Here is a 20,862-nt window from a genome sequence, read left to right as displayed (position 1 = left end):
CCCACGTAAGGTTGGCGGCATGGGCATGGTCGGGACGGTCGGGCTGGTGCTGCACCCCCAGCGCGACTCGAAGAAGGCGATCGACACCATCCTGAGGTGGGCGGCCGACAAGGGCGCCACCGTGCTCGGCCTGCCCGAGGAGGTGGGCCGCATCGACTGCACCGCCGTCCCCGTCGACGCCGGCGCCCTGGTCGAGCGGGCCGACCTGGTCGTCGGGCTGGGCGGCGACGGCACGATGCTGCGCACGATGCGGCTGCTCGCCGGGCGGCCGACGCCCATCCTGGGGGTCAACCTCGGCAAGCTGGGCTTCCTCGCCGAGATCGGCGTCGACGAGCTGCCGGAGACGCTGTCGGCCATCGACCGGCACGAGTACACGATCGAGCCGCGCATGGCCATCCGCAGCGAGCTCAACGGCACCAAGGTGACGGCGTTCAACGACATCGCGCTCGTCCGCACCCCCGGTGACGGGCTGGCCGGCGTCGCCGTCACCCCGGCAGGCAGCCCGTTCGTCCGCTACTCCTCCGACGCCGTCATCGTGGCCACCACCACCGGCTCCACCGCCTACAGCTTCTCCGCCGGCGGGCCCATCGTCTCGCCCCGCGTGGAGGCGGTGCTGGTCGTGGCGGCGGCCGCGCACTCGGCGTTCAACCGGGCCCTGGTGCTGCCCGCCGACGAGGAGGTGACGCTCACCGTGCTGCCCAGCAGCGGGCGGCTGGCCGTCGAGGTGGACGGCAGGGTGATGGGGCACCTGTTCCCCGGCGACAGCGTCACCGTGACCGCCTGGCCGGGCGCGGCCAAGGTGGTCCGCCTGGGCACCACGTTCTACGAGCGCGCCCGGCGCAAGCTGCGGGTCGACGGCAGCCTGCAGCCCGACTGAGCCCCCGTCAGGCGCCCGCCCGCCGCCGGTGCCGCGCCGCCCGCTGCGGCGCCGTACGGTGCGGCGGCCCGGCCTCGCGGGGCGTGAAGAAGTCGCCGGGCTCCCGGCCGGCCGGATCCCGATCCCCGCGGTCCCGGCGCGGGGCGTCCCGCTCCTCGTCCTCCCAGAAGCCGCCCTCGTCGTGCGGATCGTGGCCGGGGTGGTCGCGGTCGCGGTCGCGGACGGCGGCCAGGGCGGCCAGGGCCGTCGTGATGGGCACGGCCGCGATGAGCCCGAGCGTGCCGACCACGCCGCGCACGATCTCCTGCGCGATCACCGGCGTCGTCAGCACCTGGCCCAGGGGCTGCGCGCCGATGCTGAACAGCAGCAGCAGCGGCAGCGACGCACCCGCGTACGCCAGGATGATGGTGTTGATCACCGACGCGATGTGCGCGCGCCCGATGCGCCCGGCCGCGCGGTAGAGGCGGGCGAAACCGTAGGACGGGTTGGCGCGGGCCAGCTCGGCCACCGTCACGGCCTGGGTGACCGTGACGTCGTCGAGCACGCCCAGCGAGCCGATGATGATCCCGGCCAGCAGCAGGCCCTGCGTGTCGATGGACAGGCTCATGCCCAGGGTGAGCGCGCTGTCGTCGGTGACGCCGTTCAGGCTCGCCAGGCCGAGCGCCGCGTACGACAGCAGCCCGGTCAGCGTCAGGCTGGCCAGCGTGCCGAGCACGGCGACCGACGTGGACGGCGAGAAGCCGTGCGTGAGGTAGAGCACGGTCAGCATGATCGCCGCCGACCCGACGATGGCCACCAGCATCGGCGGCCGGCCCTCCAGGATGCCGGGGATGACGAACGTCAGCAGCAGCACGAACGTCACCGCGAGCCCGGCCAGCGCCGTCACCCCGCGCCAGCGCCCGAACGCGATCACCGCCAGCGCGAACGCGATGCCGAACAGCCACAGCGGCATCGACCTGTCGTGATCGGAGAGCTGGTAGGCGCCGTCGGCGTCGCGCAGCAGGATCACGTCGTCGCCGGGCGCGAAGCGCTGCGCCCCCGGCCCGCCCGGCAGCCGCAGCTCGACGTCCCTGCCGCTGTCGCGGCCCTCGGTCAGCTTGACGACGGCCTTGCCGCAGGTGGCGGGGTCGGGCTTGGGCGCGCCCTCGGGAGCGGCGGGGCAGCGCTTCAGCGTGACGCTGGTGACCGTGCCGGTGAGCCGCTCGACGCCGGACTCCGGCGCGGGCCCCGCGGTCGTGCCCTCCGGCCAGAGCCAGACGAGCGCGGCCAGCGTGATGATCGCCAGCGGCACCAGGACGGCCAGCGCGGCCACCACGGTACGCCGCGAGGCGCGGGAACGGGAGACGGCGGTGCCGTGCGCGTGGTTGGCGCCCATCGCGTGAAAGGTCCTCCTCGGCCTGACGAAGTAGGACAGTACTGCACCCGGCGGGCCGGGGTAGACGCAACGGCATGACGTGGCTGGTCGGCACCTCGGGCTGGCAGTACAAGGACTGGCGCGGGGTGCTCTATCCGGAGGGGGTGCCGCAGCGGCTGTGGCTGGAGACGTACGCGCGCGAGTTCCCCACCGTGGAGAGCAACAACGCCTTCTACCGGCTGCCGAGCAGGCAGGTGTTCGCCTCCTGGCGCGAGCGCACGCCGCCCGGGTTCGTGATGGCGGTCAAGGCCAGCCGGTTCCTCACCCACATCAGGCGGCTCGGCGAGCCCGGAGAACCGGTGGCGCGGCTCATGGCCGCCGCGGCCGGGCTGAAGGAGAAGCTGGGGCCGGTCCTGCTGCAACTCCCGCCGTCGCTGAAGGCCGATCCCGCCCTGCTCGACCACTGCCTGGCCTGCTTCCCGCAGGGCGTGCGGGTGGCCGTGGAGCCGCGGCACCCGTCGTGGTGGAGCGAGGAGACGCGGGCGGTGCTGGAGGCGCGGGCGGCCGCCCTGTGCTGGGCCGACCGGCTGGGACGGCCGCAGGCGCCGTACTGGCGTACCGCGCCGTGGGGTTACGTACGCCTGCATGAGGGCAGATCCGCTTACGCGTACGGGGAGCGCGCGCTGCGGACGTGGGCCGCCCGCGTCGGCGAGGCCGCCTGGCCCGACGCCTACGTCTACTTCAACAACGACCCGGGAGGAGCGGCCGTGCGTAATGCTCGACGTTTCGCGGCACTCCTGGCCAGGATGGGCTGATGCACACGCGTCTGTACCGCGGTGGCCGCCTGGAGAAGGAGGGCTTCCCCATCGCGGAGGTTCCCGGCCATCTGGACGACCCCGAGGCCACGGTCTGGTTCGACCTGTGCTCGCCGACGCGGGACGAGCTGGACAAGCTGGGCGACGAGCTGGGGCTGCACGAGCTGGCCGTCGAGGACGTGCTGGCCGGCCACCAGCGCCCGAAGCTGGACATCTACGACAACCACCTGTTCGTCGCGGCCTACGGGGTGCACTTCGACGGCGAACGTGTGCACGCCGTCGAGGTGGACGTCTTCGTCACCGCCAACGCGCTGGTCACCGTGCGCGAGAGCGCGCACTTCGACATCGGCGAGGTGGTCAAGCGCTGGGACGCCGCCGCCCACCTGGCGGGGCACGGCGTGATGTTCCTGCTGCACGGCCTGCTCGACTACGTCGTGGACACCCAGTTCGACGTGGCGCAGGACCTCGACGCGCAGGCCGAGACGCTGGAGGAGTCGCTGTTCGCGGGCGAGCTCACCGACGACGAGAGCCTCCAGCGCACCCTGTACGTGCTGCGCAAGAACGTCACCAAGCTGCGCCGGGTCTCCCTGCCGATGCGCGAGGTCATCGGCACCCTGCTCAGGCGGGACGAGGCGCTGATGAGCGACCCGGTGATGGCCCCCTACTACGAGGACGTCCGCGACCACGTGCTGCGCGTCGGCGAGTGGGTGGACGAGGTCCGCGACATGCTCGCCAACGTCCGCGACACCCGCCTGTCGCAGCAGGGCTTCCGGCTCAACGTGATCATGAAGAAGATCACGAGCTGGGCGGCGATCATCGCCGTGCCCACCGCGATCACCGGCTTCTACGGGCAGAACGTGCCCTACCCGGGCATCGGCGAGCTGTGGGGGTTCTGGCTGTCCATGGTGCTGATGGCGCTCACCTCGGTCGCGCTGTACGTGGTGTTCAAGAAGAACGACTGGCTCTGATCGCAGGGCCCGCCCCGCACGTCGCGGGTGAGCCGCAGCGCCACCCGCACCTCGGCCGCGCCGTCGCGGGGGTAGAGCGGCAGGCAGCGCCCGCCCGACAGCAGCGTCCTGCGCCCGAGCGAGGTGGTCAGCAGCGGCAGCTCACGGTACGTCACCGGCTCGGCCAGGCGCAGCACCCACCCGCCGCCCGGCAGCCTGGCCCGCTCACCGTCCAGCGCGTAGTAGTCGAGCACGCCGCCGCTCAGCGAGAGCACCGCCCGCATCGTGAACCGGCCGCCCAACACGGTGAACACCTCGGCGGACGGCGCCCGGTACATCGAATGCACGTACGTGATCGCGAAGCGGCCCGCGACGACCGGCAGGCCGTTCACGGTCAGCCGCCCGGGCCGGCGGCGGTGCCGAGCGCCGCCACCGCCGCCAGCGCGAGAACCAGCCTGATCAGCCCTTCTCCCGGAAGTAGCGGGCCGCGCCCGGATGCAGCTCGACCGGGGCCACCTGCTGCGCGAGCGCCGGGTCCAGCTTCTTCGCCTCCGGGTGCACCTTCTCCAGCTCGGCCTTCTTCTCGAACAGCGTCTTGGTGATGTCGTAGGCGAGCTGCTCGTTCATCGAGTCGGGCACCAGCAGCATGTTCGCGATGCCGACGGTCTTGATCGTGCCGCCCTGCAGCTTGTACGTGGACAGGTCGATGTCGAGGCCGACGTACTGCTCGCCGTAGGTGGCGCGCATCTTCTCCAGCACGTCGGAGGTGTCCATGATCTTCATGTCCGGCTTGCTCACCGCGAGGTCGGTGATGCCGGCCGTGGGCAGGCCGCCGACCCAGAAGAACGCGTCGATCGTGCCGTCCTTGGCGGCCTGCACCGACTCGTTGATGGACAGCTGCTGCTTGCTGATGTCGTTGTCGGGGTCGAGCCCGGCCGCCTCCAGCACACGCCGCGCCACCACCTGGGTGCCGGAGTTGGCGGGACCGAGCGAGACGCGCTTGCCCTTCAGGTCGGCCACCGTGGCCGCGTTCACGCCGGGGGAGACCACCAGGTGCAGGTAGTTGTCGTAGATGCGGGCCAGCGCCTTGATCGGCTGCTTGGCGGTGAAGCTGTCCTTGCCGTTGACCGCGTCGGCCGCCGTGTCGGCCTGCGAGAAGCCGATCTGCGCCTTGCCCGAGGCCAGCAGCTTGATGTTCTCCACCGACGCCGAGGTGACCGAGGCGGTGGCCTGCGTGTTGGCGATGCCGGCCGACAGCTGCTTGGCCAGGCCGCCGCCGTAGACGTAGTAGACGCCCGTCGTGCCGCCCGTGGCGATCGAGATCCGGTTGCCCGAGCCGCCGCCCGCGCCACCGCCGCCGCAGCCGGCCACGGTCAGGACTGCGGCGGCGACGATCGTGAGTATCCGCTTCACCTTGGGTCCCTTCTCCTTCTTCTGACGAGGTGCACGACGGCGGCCACGGCGAGCACGCCCAGGCCGGCGACGATGGGGACGGGTTCGAGGAACAGCAGCAGCACCGCCGCGACCGCCGCGAGCACCCGCTCGGGCCAGGCCGCCGCGCCGCCGGTGGCCACCGCGAGCGCGGCCACCGCGACCGCCGACACGGCGGTCATCAGCAGCACGGTCCCGAACGGGCCCTGCCCGAGCAGCGCCTGCCCGTTGGGCGTGAGCACGAAGGCGAACGGCACGAGGAACGCGGGCAGCGTGTACCGCCAGGTCATCAGCATCGTCCGGTACGTGTTGCCGCCCGTGATGGCCGCCGCCGCGACCGCCGACAGCGCCGTGGGCGGGCTCACCTCCGACAGCACCGCGTAGTAGAAGACGAACATGTACGCCTCGGGCCGCGTCACGCCGAGGTCGAACAGCGCCGGCCCGATGATCACCGCGGCGATGATGAAGCTCGCCGTCACCGGCACCGCGAGACCCAGCAGCAGCACCGCGACGGCCGCCATGACCGTGGTCGCGATCAGGTTGCCCGCGCCGATGTCCACGATGATGTCGGCGAGGTTCTGGCCCAGCCCGGTCAGCGTGATCGCGCCGACGATGATCCCGGCCGCCGCGCAGACCGCGGTCACCGGCAGCACCTCGAGCGCGCCCTTGGCCAGCGCCCGCCCGATGCGCCGCGGCCCCATCCGGTGCCGCGGATCGAGGAACGACAGGCCGAACGCGACCGCCGTGGCGATCGTCACCGCCTGGAACGCCGACCGGTCCAGCGCCATCAGCACCACGATGAGGAGCAGCGAGCTGAAGTGGTAGCCGAAGCGCAGCAGCAGCTTCCCCGCGCGCGGCGCGTCCACCTCGACCGCGCGGGTGCCGAAGCGGCGCGAGTCGATCTCGATGGCCAGGAAGATGCCGAGGTAGTACAGCAGCGTCGGCACCGTCGCGTACAGCAGGACCTGCAGGTAGCTCACGCCGAGGTACTCGGCGATGATGAACGCCGCCGCGCCCAGCGTGGGCGGCGACAGGATCGCGCCGATGCCGCCCGCCGCCAGGATGCCGCCCGCCTGCTCCCTCGGGTAGCCGGCCCGCCGCAGCACCGGCCAGGCCACGCTGCCCAGGCTCACCGTGGTCGCCACGCCCGAGCCCGACACGGTGCCGAGCAGGAAGCCCGCCGTGGTCACCGTACGGCCGGGCGCCGACCGCGACCTGCGGAAGGCGGCGAAGCTCAGGTCGATGAAGAACTTGCTGGCGCCCGAGTAGTCGAGCACCGCGCCGTAGATCGTGAACAGGATGATGTAGCTGGCCGCCACCTGCATCGGGACGCCGAAGAAGCCCTCGGTGCCGGTGTAGAGCTGCGCGACGATCTGCGAGATGTCGAAGCCCGGGTGCCCGATCGTCCAGTCGATCGGCAGGTACGCGCCGTAGTAGGCGTACAGCAGGAAGACCACGCAGATGACGGCGAACGTCAGGCCGACCGTGCGGCGCACCGCCTCCAGCAGCAGCACCGTCAGCACCACGCCGGCCGCCACGTCGAGGTCCGTCAGTGCCGCGCCCGAGTCGCGCTCGCGGAAGGCGTCCATGTCGAGCAGCGGGTAGACCAGCACGGCCAGCGACGCGGCGGCGAGCAGCCAGTCGGCCACGCTCGGCCGCTCGGCGCGCTTCCCCTGCTCTGAGGGCTCGGGGCGCTCCGAGGGGGGTCAGGGTGCTCTGAGGACTCAGGGCTTTCCGAGGGCACGGGGCTGGGGCGCTCCGAGGGTTTCGGGGCGGGGCGCCGCAGCAGGCGGCGCACCCGCAGGTCCAGCCCTGAGCGGTAGCAGAGAAAGACCAGCGGCAGCGCGACCGCCAGGAACGTCATCCGGTGCTGGATCGCCTCCACCGGCTGGAACACCACCAGCAGCGAGTACGCCGACAGCACCCCGCCCACGACCCACACGCCGGCCTTGAGCGGACCGCCCAGCTCGCGCGCGGGGCGCTCCTGCTCGTGGGCGGACACCAGCTCGGCCTCACGATCGCTCAGCTCGGTCAAGCCGTCCTCCTCGGACCTCGGCCGTTGGAGCGGACTTTACGAGCCGTTCACACGATCGGGGAAGCCTCTGTTACCCGATTGATCACCAAGCGTCAGCCGAAACGGCCGGGACCAGCTCGGCCCGCAGCCCCGACGCAAGGCAGCGCCGCAGCACGCTCTCCGCGGCCGGCAGCTCGGCGTCCGACAGCGGCAGCACCACCGCCTGCACCGGGGCCAGCCAGGCGGGGAAGGCGCCGCCGCGCCTTCCGCTGCGGGTCCTGCCCGCCTCCCTGCTGGCGCCCGCCTTCCGCTCCGGGCCCCGCCCCCACCGATGCTCAGCCGCCGCCCCAGGTAGGCATTCGGTAAAGGGAGGGTCGGAAAACCGTAAATGATATAAAGGCAGGCGTGGCCCAGATCACCGTTGACGTGCGCCATCTTCAGGCGTTCGCCGAGGTCGGCTACCAGGTCGCGGGCGGTGGGGGCGCCCAGGGCGCGATGGCGGCGCTGCGCCGCGTCGTCCCGCTCGACGCGTACGAGTTCGTCGCCTACGACCCCGCCACCGGCCGCCACCACAGCGTGATCTCCGAGGGCCACCCGCGCATCGACCACGACGCGGCCGAGGAGTACGCCGGGCTCGACGCCTACCGCAGGGCGCTCGCCACCCGCGAGCCCGTCGAGATGCCCGAGCCGGACACCGAGCGTTACTTCCGCCGCCACCTCGCGCCCTACGGCTGGCGGGCCGGGCTGACCGCGCCGCTCTTCCTCGATGAGGGCCGCTTCACGGGCCTGCTCCACTTAGCCGCCAGGAAGGCGTTCCCGCCGCGCACCGGCGCGCTGGTGTCGGCCGTCAGCCCGCTGCTCGCGCACATCACCGACCTCAACCGGTGCGTGATCGATCCGGTGGGGCTGCCGCCCGGGTTCCGGGCGGTCGCCTTCGACCGGCTCGGCACGCGGCGCGAGGTGCCCGGCCACGAGGTCTCGCCGGTGCTGTGGGACGACCCGGCGATGGCCGCGTACGCGCGGTCCTTCATCGACTCGCGCGAGCTGAGCAGGCACGGCCTGTGGCTCGGCGGTGACGGCGGCTGGCACGAGGTGCGGCTGGTCAGGGCCGGGGTCGGGTTCCAGGGCTCGCTGCAGGGCGCGGTGGTGGCCGAGCGGCCGTGCACGCTGCCGTACGACCTGACCGGCCGCGAGATCGACGTGCTCACCAGGGTCGCGGCCGGCGACTCCAACCCGCAGATCGCGGCGGCGCTCGTGCTCAGCGTGCGCACGGTGACCACGCACCTGGAGCACATCTTCGCCAAACTCGGCTGCGACAGCCGTACCCGCCTGACCACCAAGGCGCTCGCCGAGGGCCTGTGCCGCCTCGACCTCTGACGCCCCCGCCGCGTCAGACGGCCAGGCCGGCGGGCAGCCGCTCGCCGACCAGCTCGAACCAGACCGTCGTCGAGCCCTGCTGGCGGGTGAAGCCCCAGCGGTGGCTCAGCGCCTCGATCAGCGGCAGCCCCCGGCCGCTGGTGTCCTGCGCCCCCGTACGGCACACGCACGGCGGCCGGTCCGATCCCGAGTCCGTCACGAACACCCGTACCGCGCCGCGCGAGCTGGCCAGGCTCACCGTGAACGAGCCCCCCGCACCCGATCTGCTGTGCAGCACCGCGTTCGTGGCCAGTTCGCTCGTCAGCAGCACCACGTCGTCGTAGAGCGGATGATCACGGCCGAGCGCCGACGCCACCAGCGCCCTGGCCCTCGACACCTGCGACGGTTTCCCCGGCAACCGGACCACGTGATCGTTCGGGCCGGGCCGGTAGTCCTCGATCACCTGCTGCGTGTCCGGCGGTGCCACGGCGACCTCCCCCATATCGGTGACGTAATGAGACGCGCGAACGGGGGCCCGGGGACTATCGCGAAAAGGTAGGAATCGCCTTTCCGAGGTCGCCTGCACGGCCTGCTGCGCCGACCGAGTACGCTGCGATCGACGAGTCGTCTAGGCCCATGGGGGAGCAGGAGGTCGCGTGAGCAGCCTGGAGGCCGTCTGGGTGCAACCGTACGACCGGCCTGGCGCGGCGGTCGTCACCGGAGTCTTCGACATCCTGCATGTGGGCCACGTGCGCTACCTCGGCGCGGTGGCCGCCCGGGGGCTTCCCCTCGTCGTCGGCGTCGAGGACGATCCGCGCGTACGCGCCTGGAAGGGGCCGACCCGGCCGGTCAACCCGGCGGCGGAGCGGGCCGAGGTGCTGGCCGCGCTCCGGTTCGTGACGGGCGTCTTCATCGTGGCCGGGCCGCCCGAGGCGCACGGGCCCGAGGACTACATCGACCTGCTCGCCCCCATGCGTCCCGGCGCGCTCGCCCACACCGCCGGCGACCCGCACGCGGGGGCCAGGGCCGCCGCCGCGGCCATCCTGGGGGCCGAGTGCTGGGAGATGGACGCCATCCCCGGCCGCTCCACCACCCGCATCGTCAACGCCGCTTCCAAGGGCTGAGCCTTCGCGGCCGGCGGGCCGGCCTCAGCGGCGACCGGCCAGGCGGTCGAGCAGAGAGTCGTCCCCGCCGGGCGCGAAGGGTGCGCCCAGCGTACGGGCGCGCAGGCCGAGGGCCGCGGCCTCGCCGAGCAGGCTGACGCCGATGGAGAGGGCCATCGGGCGGACCTGGTCGGGGGTGCCCGCCGCCGTCGCCAGGGCGCCGATGCCCGCGTTGATCCCGGCAGAGACGGCCCACGCGAGCAGGGTCCAGCCGGTGTAGCGCTGCCAGATGTGGCCGTCGCGGACGTACAGGCGCGGAGTGAGCCCCCGCACGGCGCCCAGCAGCACTCCCGCCACCGTGCCCGCCAGCACCCAGGCGAGGTCCGCCCCCGCCGGGTGCACGTCCTTGACCAGCGTGTACGCGCCGATGCCGATGAGCACGACGGGCGGTGTGAACAGGTCGCGGGCCCGCAGCGGCTCACCTTTGAACCGCCGGATCACCACCACGACGACCATCGCCACCACGAGCAGGGGGGACAGTGCATCGCTCATGTACGCCTCCGTTTATAGCACGACCATGCCAAAAAGAATCTAGCATGACCGTGCTATAAAAGAGCCCGTGCCGAAGATCGTGGATCCGGAGGAGCGGCGGCGCGCGGTCGCCGAGGCGGTGTTCCGCGTGATCTGCCGCGACGGCATCGAGCAGGCGTCGCTGCGCAACGTCGCCGCCGAGGCCGGGCTGGCCATCGGCTCCGTACGCCATTACTTCGCCGGGCACACCGAGCTGATGGTGTTCGCGATGCGGGAGATGGCCGCGCGGCTGATGACCCGGCTGACCGCCCACGCCGAGCGCCTCCTCGACCCGTCCGCCCCGCTGTCGCCCGGCGAGCAGCGCGAGATCGTCGCCGGCATGCTCGCCGAGCTGCTGCCGCTGGACGACGAGCGCAGGACCGAGGTCGTCGTCTGGCTGTCCTTCGCGGCCGCCGCCCGCACCCGGCCGGAGCTGCGCGCGTACGCCGACGAGCTGTACGACGGGCTGCTCGCGCTCACCACCCGCGTGCTGGAAGGCGCGCGCCGCTCGGGGAGGCTGCGCCCGGGCGCCGACGTCGCCCTGGAGGCCCGCCGCCTCTGCGCCCTCCTCGACGGCCTGGCCCTGGAAGCCGCCTTCTACCCGGATCGGCTGGAGCCCGACACCCTCCTCGCCGTCCTCCGCACCCACCTCACCGCCCTGACCCCCGGCCCACCCTCCTGACCACGCCCCGTTGCCACGCCGCTGCCACGGCGCCTTGCCGCGCCTCACCGCTTCGCGGGTGCTGCGGTCGGGGCGCCTGGGTGACGGGTCAGGGCACAGAACGGGTGGAGAAGGTGGGTATACGAGGGCTTACCTGGGGTTTTGCCGGGTCGGTTGGCCGGATGCGGGGCATGATCGCGTACTGTTTCGTGACATGACGGCCGAGCTGGTGGCGAAGCGGGTGACGAACATCCTGGCACCTCAAGTGCTGGTGATCGTCATGCCGCCCGCCGTCGGGCTGCTCGCGCAGGGGTGGAGCGGCGCCGCCTGGGGGCTGGTGGCGTCGGCGCTCTGCGGCGGGGTGCCGGCGGCGGTGATCGCGGTGGGAGTGCGCAGAGGGTGGCTCGACTCGCATCACATCGTGGACCGCACGCGCCGCACCAAGCCGCTGCTCGCGGCCGTGGCGGCCGTGCTGGTCGCGCTGGTGCTGCTGATCCTCATGGGCGCGCCGACGCTGCTCGTGGCCACGGTGACGGCGATGCTGATCGCGCTGGGCGTGACCGTCCCGATCACGCTGCGCTGGAAGATCTCCTTTCACGCCGCCGTCTCCGCGGGCACGGTCGTGGTGCTCGCGCACGTGCTGCCCGCCTGGCCGGCCGTGCTCGGCGGGGCGGCCGTGGTGGCGCTGGTGTGCTGGGCGCGGGTACGGCTCTCGCACCACACCTGGTCCCAGGTCACCGCGGGGGCGGCGGTCGGCGCGCTCATCACGTGGGGGACGCTGGCCGCCTTCGGTCTCAGCTGACCGGCGGCGGAATAGGCGTGCGGGCGGCCGGGTTGCCGCCGGTATGGATGCCAAGAGCCGCGGCCGGGTGCGCGTCGAGCGTACGGCCAAGCGTGTCAGGACCTACCTCGGCGGCCGGGTGGTGGCCGACACCACCTCCGCCCTCCTGGTGTGGGAGGTGCCCTACTACCCCACCTACTACTTCCCGCCGGCCGACGTCGAGGAGTCCGCGCTCAAGCCGACCGGCGCGACCAAGCACTCCCCGAGCCGCGGCGACGCGGTGGTCTACAACGTCGTCTCCGGCACGTCGGAGGCCGCGGACGCCGCCCTCGTCTACCCCGACTCACCCCTTGAGGAGATCAGGGGCCACGTGCGGTTCGAGTGGGACGCCATGGACGCCTGGTTCGAGGAGGACGAGGAGGTCTTCTTCCACCCGCGCGACCCGTACACGCGGGTGGACATCCTCAGCAGCTCACGGCACGTCCGCATCGAGGTGGACGGCGTCACCGTGGCCGACTCGCACAGCCCGCGGCTGCTGTTCGAGACCGGGCTGCCCACCCGCTACTACCTGCCCAAGACCGACGTACGGCTCGACCTGCTGGAGCCCACCGGCACCGTCACGCACTGCCCGTACAAGGGCACGGCCGAGTACTGGTCGGTCAACGGCAAGAAGGACCTGGCCTGGTCCTACCGCACGCCGCTGCCCGAGAGCGAGAAGATCGCCGGGCTGATCGCGTTCTACGACGAGAAGCTCGACGTCTACGTGGACGGCGTGCTGCAGGACCGGCCGAAGACCAAGTTCGCCTGACTGGCGGGCGGTCAGGCGGCCGTGAGCAGGCGGGTCAGCACGCGGGTGCCGAACTCCAGGCCCTCCACCGGCACCCGCTCGTCCTTGCCGTGGAACATGCCGAAGTAGTCGAGGTCGGGACGGAGCATGAGCGGCGCGAAGCCGTAGCCCTTGATGCCGATCCTGGCGAACGACTTGGCGTCGGTGCCGCCCGCCATCACGTACGGCACCGGCCGCGCCTTCGGGTCCTCGGCCATCAGCGCCCCGGCCAGCTCGTCGAAGAACGCCGACGGGTAGGGCGCGCCTGGCGCGTCCTCCAGGTTGACGAACTCGCGGGTCACCTTCGGGCCGAGCAGGTCGTCGATCACGTCGAGGAACTCCTCCTGCAGCCCCGGCAGGTAGCGCCCGTCCACGTGCGCCTCGGCCGTGGAGGGCACGACGTTCACCTTGTAGCCGGCGTCCAGCATGGTGGGGTTCGCCGAGTTGCGGATCTGGCCCTTGAACAGGTGGCCGAGCGCGCCGAGCCGGGCCGCCTCGGCGTCCAGGCGGTCGAGGTCCACCGGCTGCCCGGTGATCTCGCCGAGGTCCTTGATGAGCGCCGCGACCGGGGGCGTCAGGCGTACCGGCCACTCGTACGACGCCACCCGCGACAGGGCGTGCGCCAGCGTCGCGACCGGGTTGTCGGCCGGCGGGCGGGAGCCGTGACCGGCGACGCCGTGCGCGGTCAGCTTCATCCAGGCGGTGCCCCGCTCGCCCACCGCGATCGGGTAGACCCGGTGCTCGCCCGAGGTGACGCTGAACCCGCCCGACTCGCTGATGGCCTCGCTCACCCCGTCGAACAGCTCCCGGTGCTCGCCCACCGCGTGGCGCGAGCCGTAGTCGCCGGTCGCCTCCTCGTCGGCGAGGAACGCCAGCACCAGGTCGCGCTTGGGCCGCTCGCCGCGCTCCGCCATGCCGAGCACGGTCGCCAGCGTCATGGCGCACGAGCCCTTCATGTCGACCGCGCCCCTGCCGTACACGCAGTCGTCCACGATCTCGCCCGAGAACGGGTGCATGGCCCACTCGGACGGGTCGGCGGGCACCACGTCGAGATGGCCGTGGATCAGCAGCGCGTCGGGCGAGTCGCCGTCGATCCTGGTCACGACCGTGGTCCGCTTGGGCGCCGACTCGAAGACCACCGGCTCCATCCCGGCGTCGGCCAGCAGCGTGGCGACGTACTCGGCGGCCGGTCGCTCTCCGGAGCCGGGATTGGTGGTGTCGAACCTGATCAGGTCCGAGCAGATCTCGGCGACGCTCTTCACGCTCTCCCCTTCAGTGTCAGAGGCGGCACGTCGGGGGTCTCCATGTCGAAGATCAGCCCGTAGAAGGCCAGCTCGGCCTCCAGCACCGCGACGATGGTCTCTTCCCTGCGCCAGCCGTGCTGCTCGCCGGGGAAGGTGAGCAAAGCCCACTCTTTACCGTGTTTGTCCAGTTCGGCGGTGAACCGCTGGGCCTGGCTCACGTCCACGATCGCGTCCTCCAGGCCGTGCAGCATGAGGCACGGGCCCGACGCGCGGAAGGCGTTCAGGAGCGGGGAGCGTTCGGTGTAGCGCTGCCGCGTCTCGGGCAGCGGGCCCACCAGGCCGTCCAGATAGCGCGACTCGAAGTCGTGGGTCTCGGCGGCCCAGCTCTCCGGGTCGGTGATCGCGTAGTGCGCGACCCCGCCCGCGAACACGTCGCTGTGCACCAGCGCCGCCACCGTGGTCCAGCCGCCCGCGCTGCCGCCCCTGATGGCGATCCTGCTCGCGTCGGCCACGCCGCGCTCGACCAGCCCGCGCGCCACCTTGGCGCAGTCCTGCACGTCCACCACGCCCCACTGGTGGCGCAGCCGCTCCCGGTAGGCGCGGCCGTAGCCGGTCGAGCCGCCGTAGTTGACCACCGCGACGCCGATGCCCCTGCTGGTGAAGTAGGCGATCTCCAGGTCGAGCAGCAGCGGCATGGAGCCGGTGGGGCCGCCGTGCACGAAGATCACGTACGGGCCGGGTCCCTGCGCGCCGGACGGCGGGTACAGGTGTGCGTGCACGCCCTCGATCGTCACCGTCTCCGGGGCCGGCAGCAGCGCGCGGTCCGGCAGCGGCTTGGGCGGCGAGACGACCTCGTGCGCGCCGTCGTCCAGCCCGACTAGCGTGACCTCCAGCGGCGTGTACGGCGTCCCCTTCACCGCCGCCGCCTTGCCGCCCGCCACCGAGACGGTCGCCGACCAGTGGGTGGCGTCACCGCCGACCTCGCGCAGCTCGCCGGTCTCCGGGTCGAGCACGCCCAGGCGGCGGTGGTCGGCGGTGCCGTGCACGACCACCAGGCGGCCGTCCTCGGCCACCGCGAACGTGGCGAGGCCCGGCTTCCACATCGCCACGCCGAACTCCGACTCCATCGGGGTCAGGTTGCGGGCGGGGCCGCCGCCGAGCGGCACGAGGTGCACGTTCCACCAGCCGGTCGGATCGGTGACCGCGTACAGGCTGCCGGCGTCGCGCCACTCCGCCTGCGTGACCGACTCGCTCGGGCCGCCCGCCACCACCTCGTACGGCCCCGCCGTGCCGTCGTCGTTCAGCGGCGCGACGCACAGCTCCGTGCCGTCCCAGGGCATGTTCGGGTGGTCCCAGCCGATCCAGGCGACCTTGCGGCCGTCGGGGGAGATGCGCGGGTTCATCAGGAAGTGCTGCGCTTTGACGATGACCCGTACGCCGCCGCCGTCCAGCGGCACCGCCACCAGGTCGCGCACGTCGTTCGTCTCCCTGACCGCCCACACCTCGGCGCGGCCCGGCGGCAGGTACAGGTCGCCGTAGCGCGACGGGCCCTCGGGCGTGAGCGGCACCGGCGTCCCGCCGTCGTCCAGGCGGTAGAGGCGCTGGTCGGACCAGTTCGTGAAGACCAGGCCGCCGCCGGGCAGCGGACGCCAGGAGCGGCCGCCGTACTCGACGAGCCGGTTGCGCGCGTTCCAGCCCTCGGGGAGCGCGTCCGTACGGGTGCCGTCCGGCAGGCGGCGGACCACGCAGCGCCGTCCGCCCTCGTGCGGGCGGGGCTCGTCCCACCAGACCTCGACCCCGGCGGCGGTGGCCACCGCCTCCACCCATTGGGGGCCGCCGTCGGTCCTGGCCACATCGATCGGGCTAATGCTCATAACTCACCAATTGCCGTTGGTACTCGGAGGAAGAGGAACGTCTGGAGGGTGTAGCACGTACACGATGCCGCCGCTTCCCGAACGTCGGAGCCACACGTGCTCGAACGCGGCCCGCGGGTAGACCCGCCTGACCTCGTCGTCCGTGGGAGCGGCGGGATCGTTGACCACGACGTCGCCGCCGGCCGTGAAGCCGGTGACGACCAGGATGTGGCCGTCGGTGCTGTAGCAGGAGCCGGGCAGCTCGTGCGCCTTGAACGACTGCGAGGTGATCACCGGGATGCCGGCCCTGATGAACGGCTCGAGCTCCGCCGCCGACCGCAGCCGGGTCACGAAGCCTTTCAGACCGTAGCGGCCGGCGTAGGCCACGTTGAACGGCCAGTTGCCGGTGCCCTGGTAGCTCGCGTCGTACGTGCCCGCCGCCGCGTGGTCCACCGCCGGTGCGGGGTCGCCGTCGCCCACCCAGGCCAGCTCGTCCGGCGACGGGCCGCGGCCCCAGTACGCCAGCACCATCGCCACCGAGGCCGGGCTGCACCAGTTGGCGCCGCCGCCGTCGTAGCGCGGGTGGTGACCGGCGTGCGCGTACTGCGAGTGGCGGGGCACGTCCAGCTCCACCGCGCCGCCGGGGCCGAAAACGCTCGTGGACGGCGGGCGGGGTGGCAGGGCCGAGGCCATCACGCCCAGCCCGGTCACCTCGGCGCCGCCGCCGTGCCAGGTCACCCGTACCTGGTAGGCCGTCACCGGCCGCCTGGCCACGAACGTGTCCACCGCGACGTCGCCGTCCTCGTCGCCCTGGCCGGGCACGGACGTGCGCGGGTCGCCGTGCTCGGACCAGCGGCCCATGACGTACCACTTGGTCCACCTGCCCGGCTCCGCGGCGGGCCTGGCGCGTAACGCGATCTCGATCCATGAGCCGGGCGGGGTGCGGGCCGTCCACGACGGGATGATCTGGGTGGCGGCGAAGCCGATCGGGTGCTCCTCGCTCGTCCACTCCGCGCTTTCCTGGACCGTCGGTACGGTGCCTTCCGGAGCCGTCGGCACGGGGCTTCCGAGGAGCGTCGCCGCAGGGCTTCCGGGGGTCGTCGGCGCGGGGCTCCCCGGGGTCGTCGATGCGGCGTTTTCCGGGGTCGTCGGTATGGCGAAGCGGGTGAAGGCGACGCGGGCCGGATCGACGGTGAGCACCAGCCACATTGTGGTTTTGCGCGGCATGTCGCACATCGGATGGTTTACGTACCGGGGGATTGTCGGTCCGCCACCTTAGGGTTCGGCTCATGACTCCTGTATCTCAACGGCACACGCGCCCCGGGCGTCGCCCCGCGGGCCCCATCCCCTGGCACCGTCCTGCGGACGCCGGCAGGCCCGCCCCCACGCTCTCCGGCGAGGGGCCGTCACCCGGCTTACCGGCGGCGCGGGAGGTGGCGCCGTGAGCGTCGAGGAGGAGCCGGTCGCCGCGTCGTGGGCGGCGGTGGCGGCGGCCATCGGCTCCGGCGACGCCGATGTGGCCGCCGACCTCCTGCTCCGCCTCGACCCCCGCACGTTGTCGCCCGGCCCGCACACGCACGGGCACCCCGGCCCTGCGGCTCTCGCAGAGGACGCGGTGCCGGCCTCCGAGGGGCCCGGCCCGCGGGTTGCTGCGGAGCACGGCTTGCGCGCCTCTGAGCGGCCCGGCCCGCGGGTTGCTGCGGAGCACGGCTTGCGCGCCTCCGAGCGCTCCGGCCGGCGGGACGCCTCCCGTGCGCCTTACGGGCCCGACTCGCAGGCTCCCCTGGACCGCGGCATTGATGCCGCCGAGCGGTCCGCGCTGCGGGCTCCTGCGCAGGACGCTTCCGGCGCGCCGTACGAGCCCGGCGTGCCGGAGCCTTCAGAGGACGGCCTGCAGGTCGCCGCTGATCGGCCAGGTCCGCAGGCTCTGGTGGAGCATGGCCCGCACGCGGCTCGCCACGCCGGGCCCCAGGCACCGCATCACGCCACCTGCAAAGGCCGTCACTCGGAGCACGGGCGGCGGCGGGGACGATCGGGCGGCGCGGGCCCGCGTGGTGGGCGCGTCCGGAGTGACGACGATCCCGGCGACGCCGCCCTGTTCGGGCTGCTCGCCGACGCCATGGCCGGGCGTACGGCGGAGTGGCGGGCCGAGTTCGCCACCCTGGCCGCGCTCAAGCTGGTCCCTGGGCCGCGACGGCGCGGCGGACCCGGGCAGGGGGTCCGCATGGTGCTCGCCCTGCTACGCCACACCGGCGTGGTGCCGCCCGTACACGACCCGCTCGTCCTCACCTGGGCCGCGTGCACGCCCGACGCCGCCGCGCTGCGCGCCGACCCGCTGCTCGACCACCTCGTGCCGAGGCTGTTCGACGCCGATGGCGTCGGGGCGCTGCTGCGGGACGAACGCTCAGACCCGCCCAAGCCCCGCTCCTGGCTGGCCGCGCTGCACGAGCTCGCCGCCGACGGGCGGATCGAGCGCGACCTGCTGCTCGACGGGTGCCTGCGGCGTTTCCTGCGCGGCGGGCAGCCCGCCGACCTGCGCTTCTTCGTACGCCTGCACGAGCTGCTCCAACCCACCTACGACGAGGTGAGCGGGCGCCGCAGCGCCTACCTGGAGCTGCTGTCCGCCGCGCCAGGGGCGGTCGCCGAGACGGTGCTCAGGCACGTACGGCGGCTCGGGGACCTGGAGCCCGGCGAGGTGACCGGGGCGCTGCGGGCGTTGCTGTCCAGGCGGGAACGCAAGCTCCAGACGGCCGGCGTCACCTGGCTCGACGAGGTCGCCGCCGCCGATCCGGCCGCCGGGCTCGACGAGCTGGCGTCGGCGCTCGGGCGCGCGTTCGGTTCGGAATCCGCTGACGTGCAGGGGCGGGCCGTGCGGGTGGCGGTCAAGCACGCCAAGCGGTTCACCGCCGACGGAGCGCGGGCGATCAGGGAGGCGGCGCAGGCACTGCCGCAGGAGCTGCGGGAGACGCTGGCGGCCGTCTTCGGCGGGAAGACGGGGGAGGGGGCCCGGCATCCCGACGGCTTCCGCCCCGTGCCGCTGCCCGAACCGCTTCCTGTTGGAGCGTTCCCTTCGCCGGTGCGGGCGGCGTACGAGCTGGATCCCTGGCCGGGTGCCGGGTGGCAGGATGCGGAACGGTGGCTCGCCGGAGTCGTCCATCTGTACGGTCACGACCCGATCGGTCTCGCCGCCCGGCTCACCACTCGCCGCCCGCCCCCGAACCCGCCGTCCGGCCCCTGGCTGGACATCGACCAGTGGGCTCAGGCGATCACTCGCCTCATCCTCACCCTGCCCCGCACCACCAGGCCGCGCAGAGGTGCCGCCACTCGCTTATCCGGCCGTACGAGCCGGGTCGGCGGGGGTGTCGCGGGCGACGCAGGGCGCGGTGGAGACGGCTCCGGCACCACCCTCGCCGCTCGTGGGGCAGGCATCATGCCCGGCGCGCGGGCGGCGGGCGTCCCTCCCGCCGCCCGCGAGGTCGGCGTCGCACCTGGCGGCCAGGGGGCCGTCGCCGCCATCCGTGCGGGTGAGGGGGACGTCGGCTTCGGAGAGAGCGGGTTTGGCGTCGCGGCGGGCGCGCGTGAGGTGGGCGGCGTGTCCTCGGCTGCCTTGCAGCGGCTGCCGCAAGCCGGGGATGTGCCGGGGCCGCACCTGTTCCTGCTGCGGCGCTGGGCCGAGGTGCACGATGCGCTCGCGGCCGGAACGCCCCCGCCTTACCTGCTCGCCGAGCCCACCGACGACGCCGGAGGGCTCGACCCCGCGGTCCTGGTCGAGCGGCTGGCGGGCTACGAGCGGGCCGGGGCCGAGGCCCTGCCCGCCGACCTGCAGCAGGCGCTGCTACGGCTGCCACGCGTGATCCCGCAGGAGGTGGTGGTGCGCGCGGCCGGGCTCACGTCCAAGGCCGGCCGGGCCGCTGCCCGCTGGATGACCGGTGGGCGGCCGGAGCCGGTCGCCGAACTCCTCTGGTGGTGCCCCATCCTCGGCGGCCCCGGCGTGGACCTGTCCGGCGCCGCCCTGACAGAGCCCGCCCTGGCGAAGTCCGGCGCGTCCGGCGCGTCCGGTCCCGATCTGGCGGAGGCCGGTCCGTACGGCGTGTCCGGTCCTGGCCTGGCGGAGTCTGGCGTGTCTGGCGTGTCTGGTTCCGGCCTGGCGGAGTCCGGTTCGTACGGCGCATCCGGTTCCGGCGTGGCCGGTGCTCCCGGGACCGGCACGGGCGCTGCTCGCCACGGCGGTCCGGGCGGTGAAGGCGCCGGCCGGGGCCGGGGCATCGGCGGGTCTGCCGGTGAGGCGGCACCGCACGACAGGTGGCAGTGTTGTGCGGCGAGGGCCGGACGGGTGCATGAGCTGGGCGCGCGCCTGCGGCTGGCCGCGCCGACCGGGCTGGCGCTGGTGGACGGGCTGCTGGGCGGCTCGGCGGCGCACGGGTTACGCGATCACGGCGGTTACCTGGGGTGGTGGCCGTACCTGATGCCGTCGGATCGCGAGGCCGTGGCGGCGTACTTCGTTCCGCATCTCATGGAGCGGTGGCGGCGGGCACGAGTGGAGGCGGCGCAGGCGCCGGCCCTGGCGGCGGCGGGTGGGCCGCCCGGGGACGCGCTCGCGCTCGTCGTGGCCTACCTCGCGGCGGACCGGTCGCGGGCGGCGGCGAAGGAGCGGGCCCGCCCGGTCGTCGAGCTGGCCGCGCGCGGGGAGCTGGACGCCGAACGGGTGGGACGGCGGCTCGCGCTGCTGCTCCGCCGTACGGAGCTCAAGCCGGGCCCGGCGTTCGAGACCCTGGAAGCGGCGGCGGCGCTCGGCGCGCAACGGGAGGTGTGGCGGATCATGACCGCGTTCCTGCCGGGGTTCCTGCCGGGGCCGGGGGAGCGGCCGCACACCCGGCACACCCAAGGGCTCGTCTTCGCGCTGCGGGCCGCAAGGTGGGCGGGGGCGCGCGGTGCGGTGCCGTGCGTGGCGGAGATCGCCGGGCGCAAGGCGTCGAACACGTTCGTGCGTGAGGCCCGCCGCCTGCACACCTATCTCACCTGATGCCGGC

At 73.3% G+C, this 20,862-nt stretch carries 19 protein-coding genes; 9 read left to right on the top strand and 10 right to left on the bottom strand.

What is annotated here, in order from left to right:
* Window positions 1-19 precede the first annotated feature (19 nt).
* Window positions 20-877 (top strand): NAD(+)/NADH kinase, encoded by an 858-nt coding sequence (locus WBK31_RS21215; RefSeq protein WP_364054358.1) that lies wholly within the window; start codon window positions 20-22, stop codon window positions 875-877.
* Between the two features lie 7 nt (window positions 878-884).
* Here WBK31_RS21215 and WBK31_RS21210 read toward each other — a convergent pair whose 3' ends face one another.
* A complete protein-coding gene (locus WBK31_RS21210) occupies window positions 885-2,252 on the bottom strand; it encodes a YibE/F family protein (protein WP_406673019.1) in 1,368 nt (455 codons plus the stop codon).
* A gap of 74 nt (window positions 2,253-2,326) precedes the next feature.
* Between WBK31_RS21210 and WBK31_RS21205 the strand changes: the two genes are divergently transcribed.
* The gene (locus WBK31_RS21205) at window positions 2,327-3,046 is read left to right on the top strand and encodes a DUF72 domain-containing protein (RefSeq protein WP_378787910.1); all 720 of its coding nucleotides are present in this window, start codon (window positions 2,327-2,329) and stop codon (window positions 3,044-3,046) included.
* Window positions 3,046-4,014 (top strand): magnesium transporter CorA family protein, encoded by a 969-nt coding sequence (locus WBK31_RS21200; RefSeq protein WP_364054349.1) that lies wholly within the window; start codon window positions 3,046-3,048, stop codon window positions 4,012-4,014. Before WBK31_RS21205 ends, WBK31_RS21200 begins: the two co-directional genes overlap by 1 nt.
* Here WBK31_RS21200 and WBK31_RS21195 read toward each other — a convergent pair.
* The 4 genes from WBK31_RS21195 to WBK31_RS21180 form a co-directional block, all read right to left on the bottom strand.
* Window positions 3,909-4,385 (bottom strand): hypothetical protein, encoded by a 477-nt coding sequence (locus WBK31_RS21195; RefSeq protein ID WP_406673018.1) that lies wholly within the window; start codon window positions 4,383-4,385, stop codon window positions 3,909-3,911. The genes WBK31_RS21200 and WBK31_RS21195 overlap by 106 nt on opposite strands.
* 67 nt (window positions 4,386-4,452) lie before the next feature.
* On the bottom strand, window positions 4,453-5,406 hold the full coding sequence (locus WBK31_RS21190) for a TAXI family TRAP transporter solute-binding subunit (RefSeq protein WP_378787915.1): 954 nt from the start codon (window positions 5,404-5,406) through the stop codon (window positions 4,453-4,455).
* On the bottom strand, window positions 5,403-7,073 hold the full coding sequence (locus tag WBK31_RS21185; protein ID WP_406673017.1) for a TRAP transporter permease: 1,671 nt from the start codon (window positions 7,071-7,073) through the stop codon (window positions 5,403-5,405). Before WBK31_RS21185 ends, WBK31_RS21190 begins: the two co-directional genes overlap by 4 nt.
* Window positions 6,974-7,459, bottom strand: a complete 486-nt coding sequence (locus tag WBK31_RS21180; RefSeq protein ID WP_406673016.1) for a hypothetical protein — start codon at window positions 7,457-7,459, stop codon at window positions 6,974-6,976. Before WBK31_RS21180 ends, WBK31_RS21185 begins: the two co-directional genes overlap by 100 nt.
* A 384-nt stretch (window positions 7,460-7,843) precedes the next feature.
* On the opposite strand from WBK31_RS21180, the gene WBK31_RS21175 reads away from it, so the two are divergent.
* On the top strand, window positions 7,844-8,815 hold the full coding sequence (locus WBK31_RS21175) for a helix-turn-helix transcriptional regulator (RefSeq protein WP_364054334.1): 972 nt from the start codon (window positions 7,844-7,846) through the stop codon (window positions 8,813-8,815).
* Window positions 8,816-8,828: 13 nt separating this feature from the next.
* On the opposite strand, the gene WBK31_RS21170 is transcribed toward WBK31_RS21175, so the two are convergent.
* A complete protein-coding gene (locus tag WBK31_RS21170; RefSeq protein WP_364054331.1) occupies window positions 8,829-9,281 on the bottom strand; it encodes an ATP-binding protein in 453 nt (150 codons plus the stop codon).
* A gap of 169 nt (window positions 9,282-9,450) precedes the next feature.
* Here WBK31_RS21170 and WBK31_RS21165 point away from each other — a divergent pair, with 169 nt between their 5' ends.
* Entirely contained in the window at window positions 9,451-9,918 is a 468-nt protein-coding gene (locus WBK31_RS21165; RefSeq protein ID WP_364054328.1) for an adenylyltransferase/cytidyltransferase family protein, read from the top strand.
* 24 nt (window positions 9,919-9,942) lie between these two features.
* Here WBK31_RS21165 and WBK31_RS21160 read toward each other — a convergent pair whose 3' ends face one another.
* Window positions 9,943-10,449: a hypothetical protein gene (locus WBK31_RS21160; RefSeq protein WP_364054325.1), complete on the bottom strand. Its 507-nt coding sequence runs from the start codon at window positions 10,447-10,449 to the stop codon at window positions 9,943-9,945.
* Window positions 10,450-10,516: 67 nt separating this feature from the next.
* Between WBK31_RS21160 and WBK31_RS21155 the strand changes: the two genes are divergently transcribed.
* The 3 genes from WBK31_RS21155 to WBK31_RS21145 all read left to right on the top strand — a co-directional run bounded on the left by WBK31_RS21155 (window position 10,517) and on the right by WBK31_RS21145 (window position 12,717).
* Window positions 10,517-11,149, top strand: a complete 633-nt coding sequence (locus WBK31_RS21155) for a TetR family transcriptional regulator C-terminal domain-containing protein (protein WP_364054322.1) — start codon at window positions 10,517-10,519, stop codon at window positions 11,147-11,149.
* A gap of 193 nt (window positions 11,150-11,342) precedes the next feature.
* Window positions 11,343-11,930, top strand: a complete 588-nt coding sequence (locus WBK31_RS21150; protein WP_364054319.1) for a hypothetical protein — start codon at window positions 11,343-11,345, stop codon at window positions 11,928-11,930.
* A 43-nt stretch (window positions 11,931-11,973) separates the two neighbouring features.
* Window positions 11,974-12,717 carry a DUF427 domain-containing protein gene (locus tag WBK31_RS21145; RefSeq protein ID WP_364054316.1) on the top strand — a complete coding sequence of 248 codons (744 nt, stop codon included), beginning with the start codon at window positions 11,974-11,976 and terminating at the stop codon, window positions 12,715-12,717.
* An 11-nt stretch (window positions 12,718-12,728) separates the two neighbouring features.
* On the opposite strand, the gene WBK31_RS21140 is transcribed toward WBK31_RS21145, so the two are convergent.
* The 3 genes from WBK31_RS21140 to WBK31_RS21130 are packed head-to-tail and all read right to left on the bottom strand — an operon-like array spanning window position 12,729 to window position 17,059.
* A complete protein-coding gene (locus tag WBK31_RS21140) occupies window positions 12,729-13,997 on the bottom strand; it encodes a M20/M25/M40 family metallo-hydrolase (RefSeq protein WP_364054313.1) in 1,269 nt (422 codons plus the stop codon).
* A complete protein-coding gene (locus tag WBK31_RS21135) occupies window positions 13,994-15,853 on the bottom strand; it encodes a prolyl oligopeptidase family serine peptidase (protein WP_364054310.1) in 1,860 nt (619 codons plus the stop codon). The genes WBK31_RS21140 and WBK31_RS21135 overlap by 4 nt, the downstream gene beginning before the upstream one ends.
* A gap of 3 nt (window positions 15,854-15,856) precedes the next feature.
* The gene (locus tag WBK31_RS21130) at window positions 15,857-17,059 is read right to left on the bottom strand and encodes a C39 family peptidase (RefSeq protein ID WP_364054307.1); all 1,203 of its coding nucleotides are present in this window, start codon (window positions 17,057-17,059) and stop codon (window positions 15,857-15,859) included.
* Window positions 17,060-17,273: 214 nt separating this feature from the next.
* Here WBK31_RS21130 and WBK31_RS21125 point away from each other — a divergent pair, with 214 nt between their 5' ends.
* The gene (locus WBK31_RS21125) at window positions 17,274-20,855 is read left to right on the top strand and encodes a DUF6493 family protein (protein WP_406673015.1); all 3,582 of its coding nucleotides are present in this window, start codon (window positions 17,274-17,276) and stop codon (window positions 20,853-20,855) included.
* The last annotated feature ends 7 nt before the right edge of the window (window positions 20,856-20,862 follow it).

Source organism: Nonomuraea sp. N2-4H (genome assembly GCF_045291505.1).
Lineage (GTDB): Bacteria > Actinomycetota > Actinomycetes > Streptosporangiales > Streptosporangiaceae > Nonomuraea > Nonomuraea fastidiosa.
This window is presented reverse-complemented; position numbering and strand designations above follow the sequence as displayed.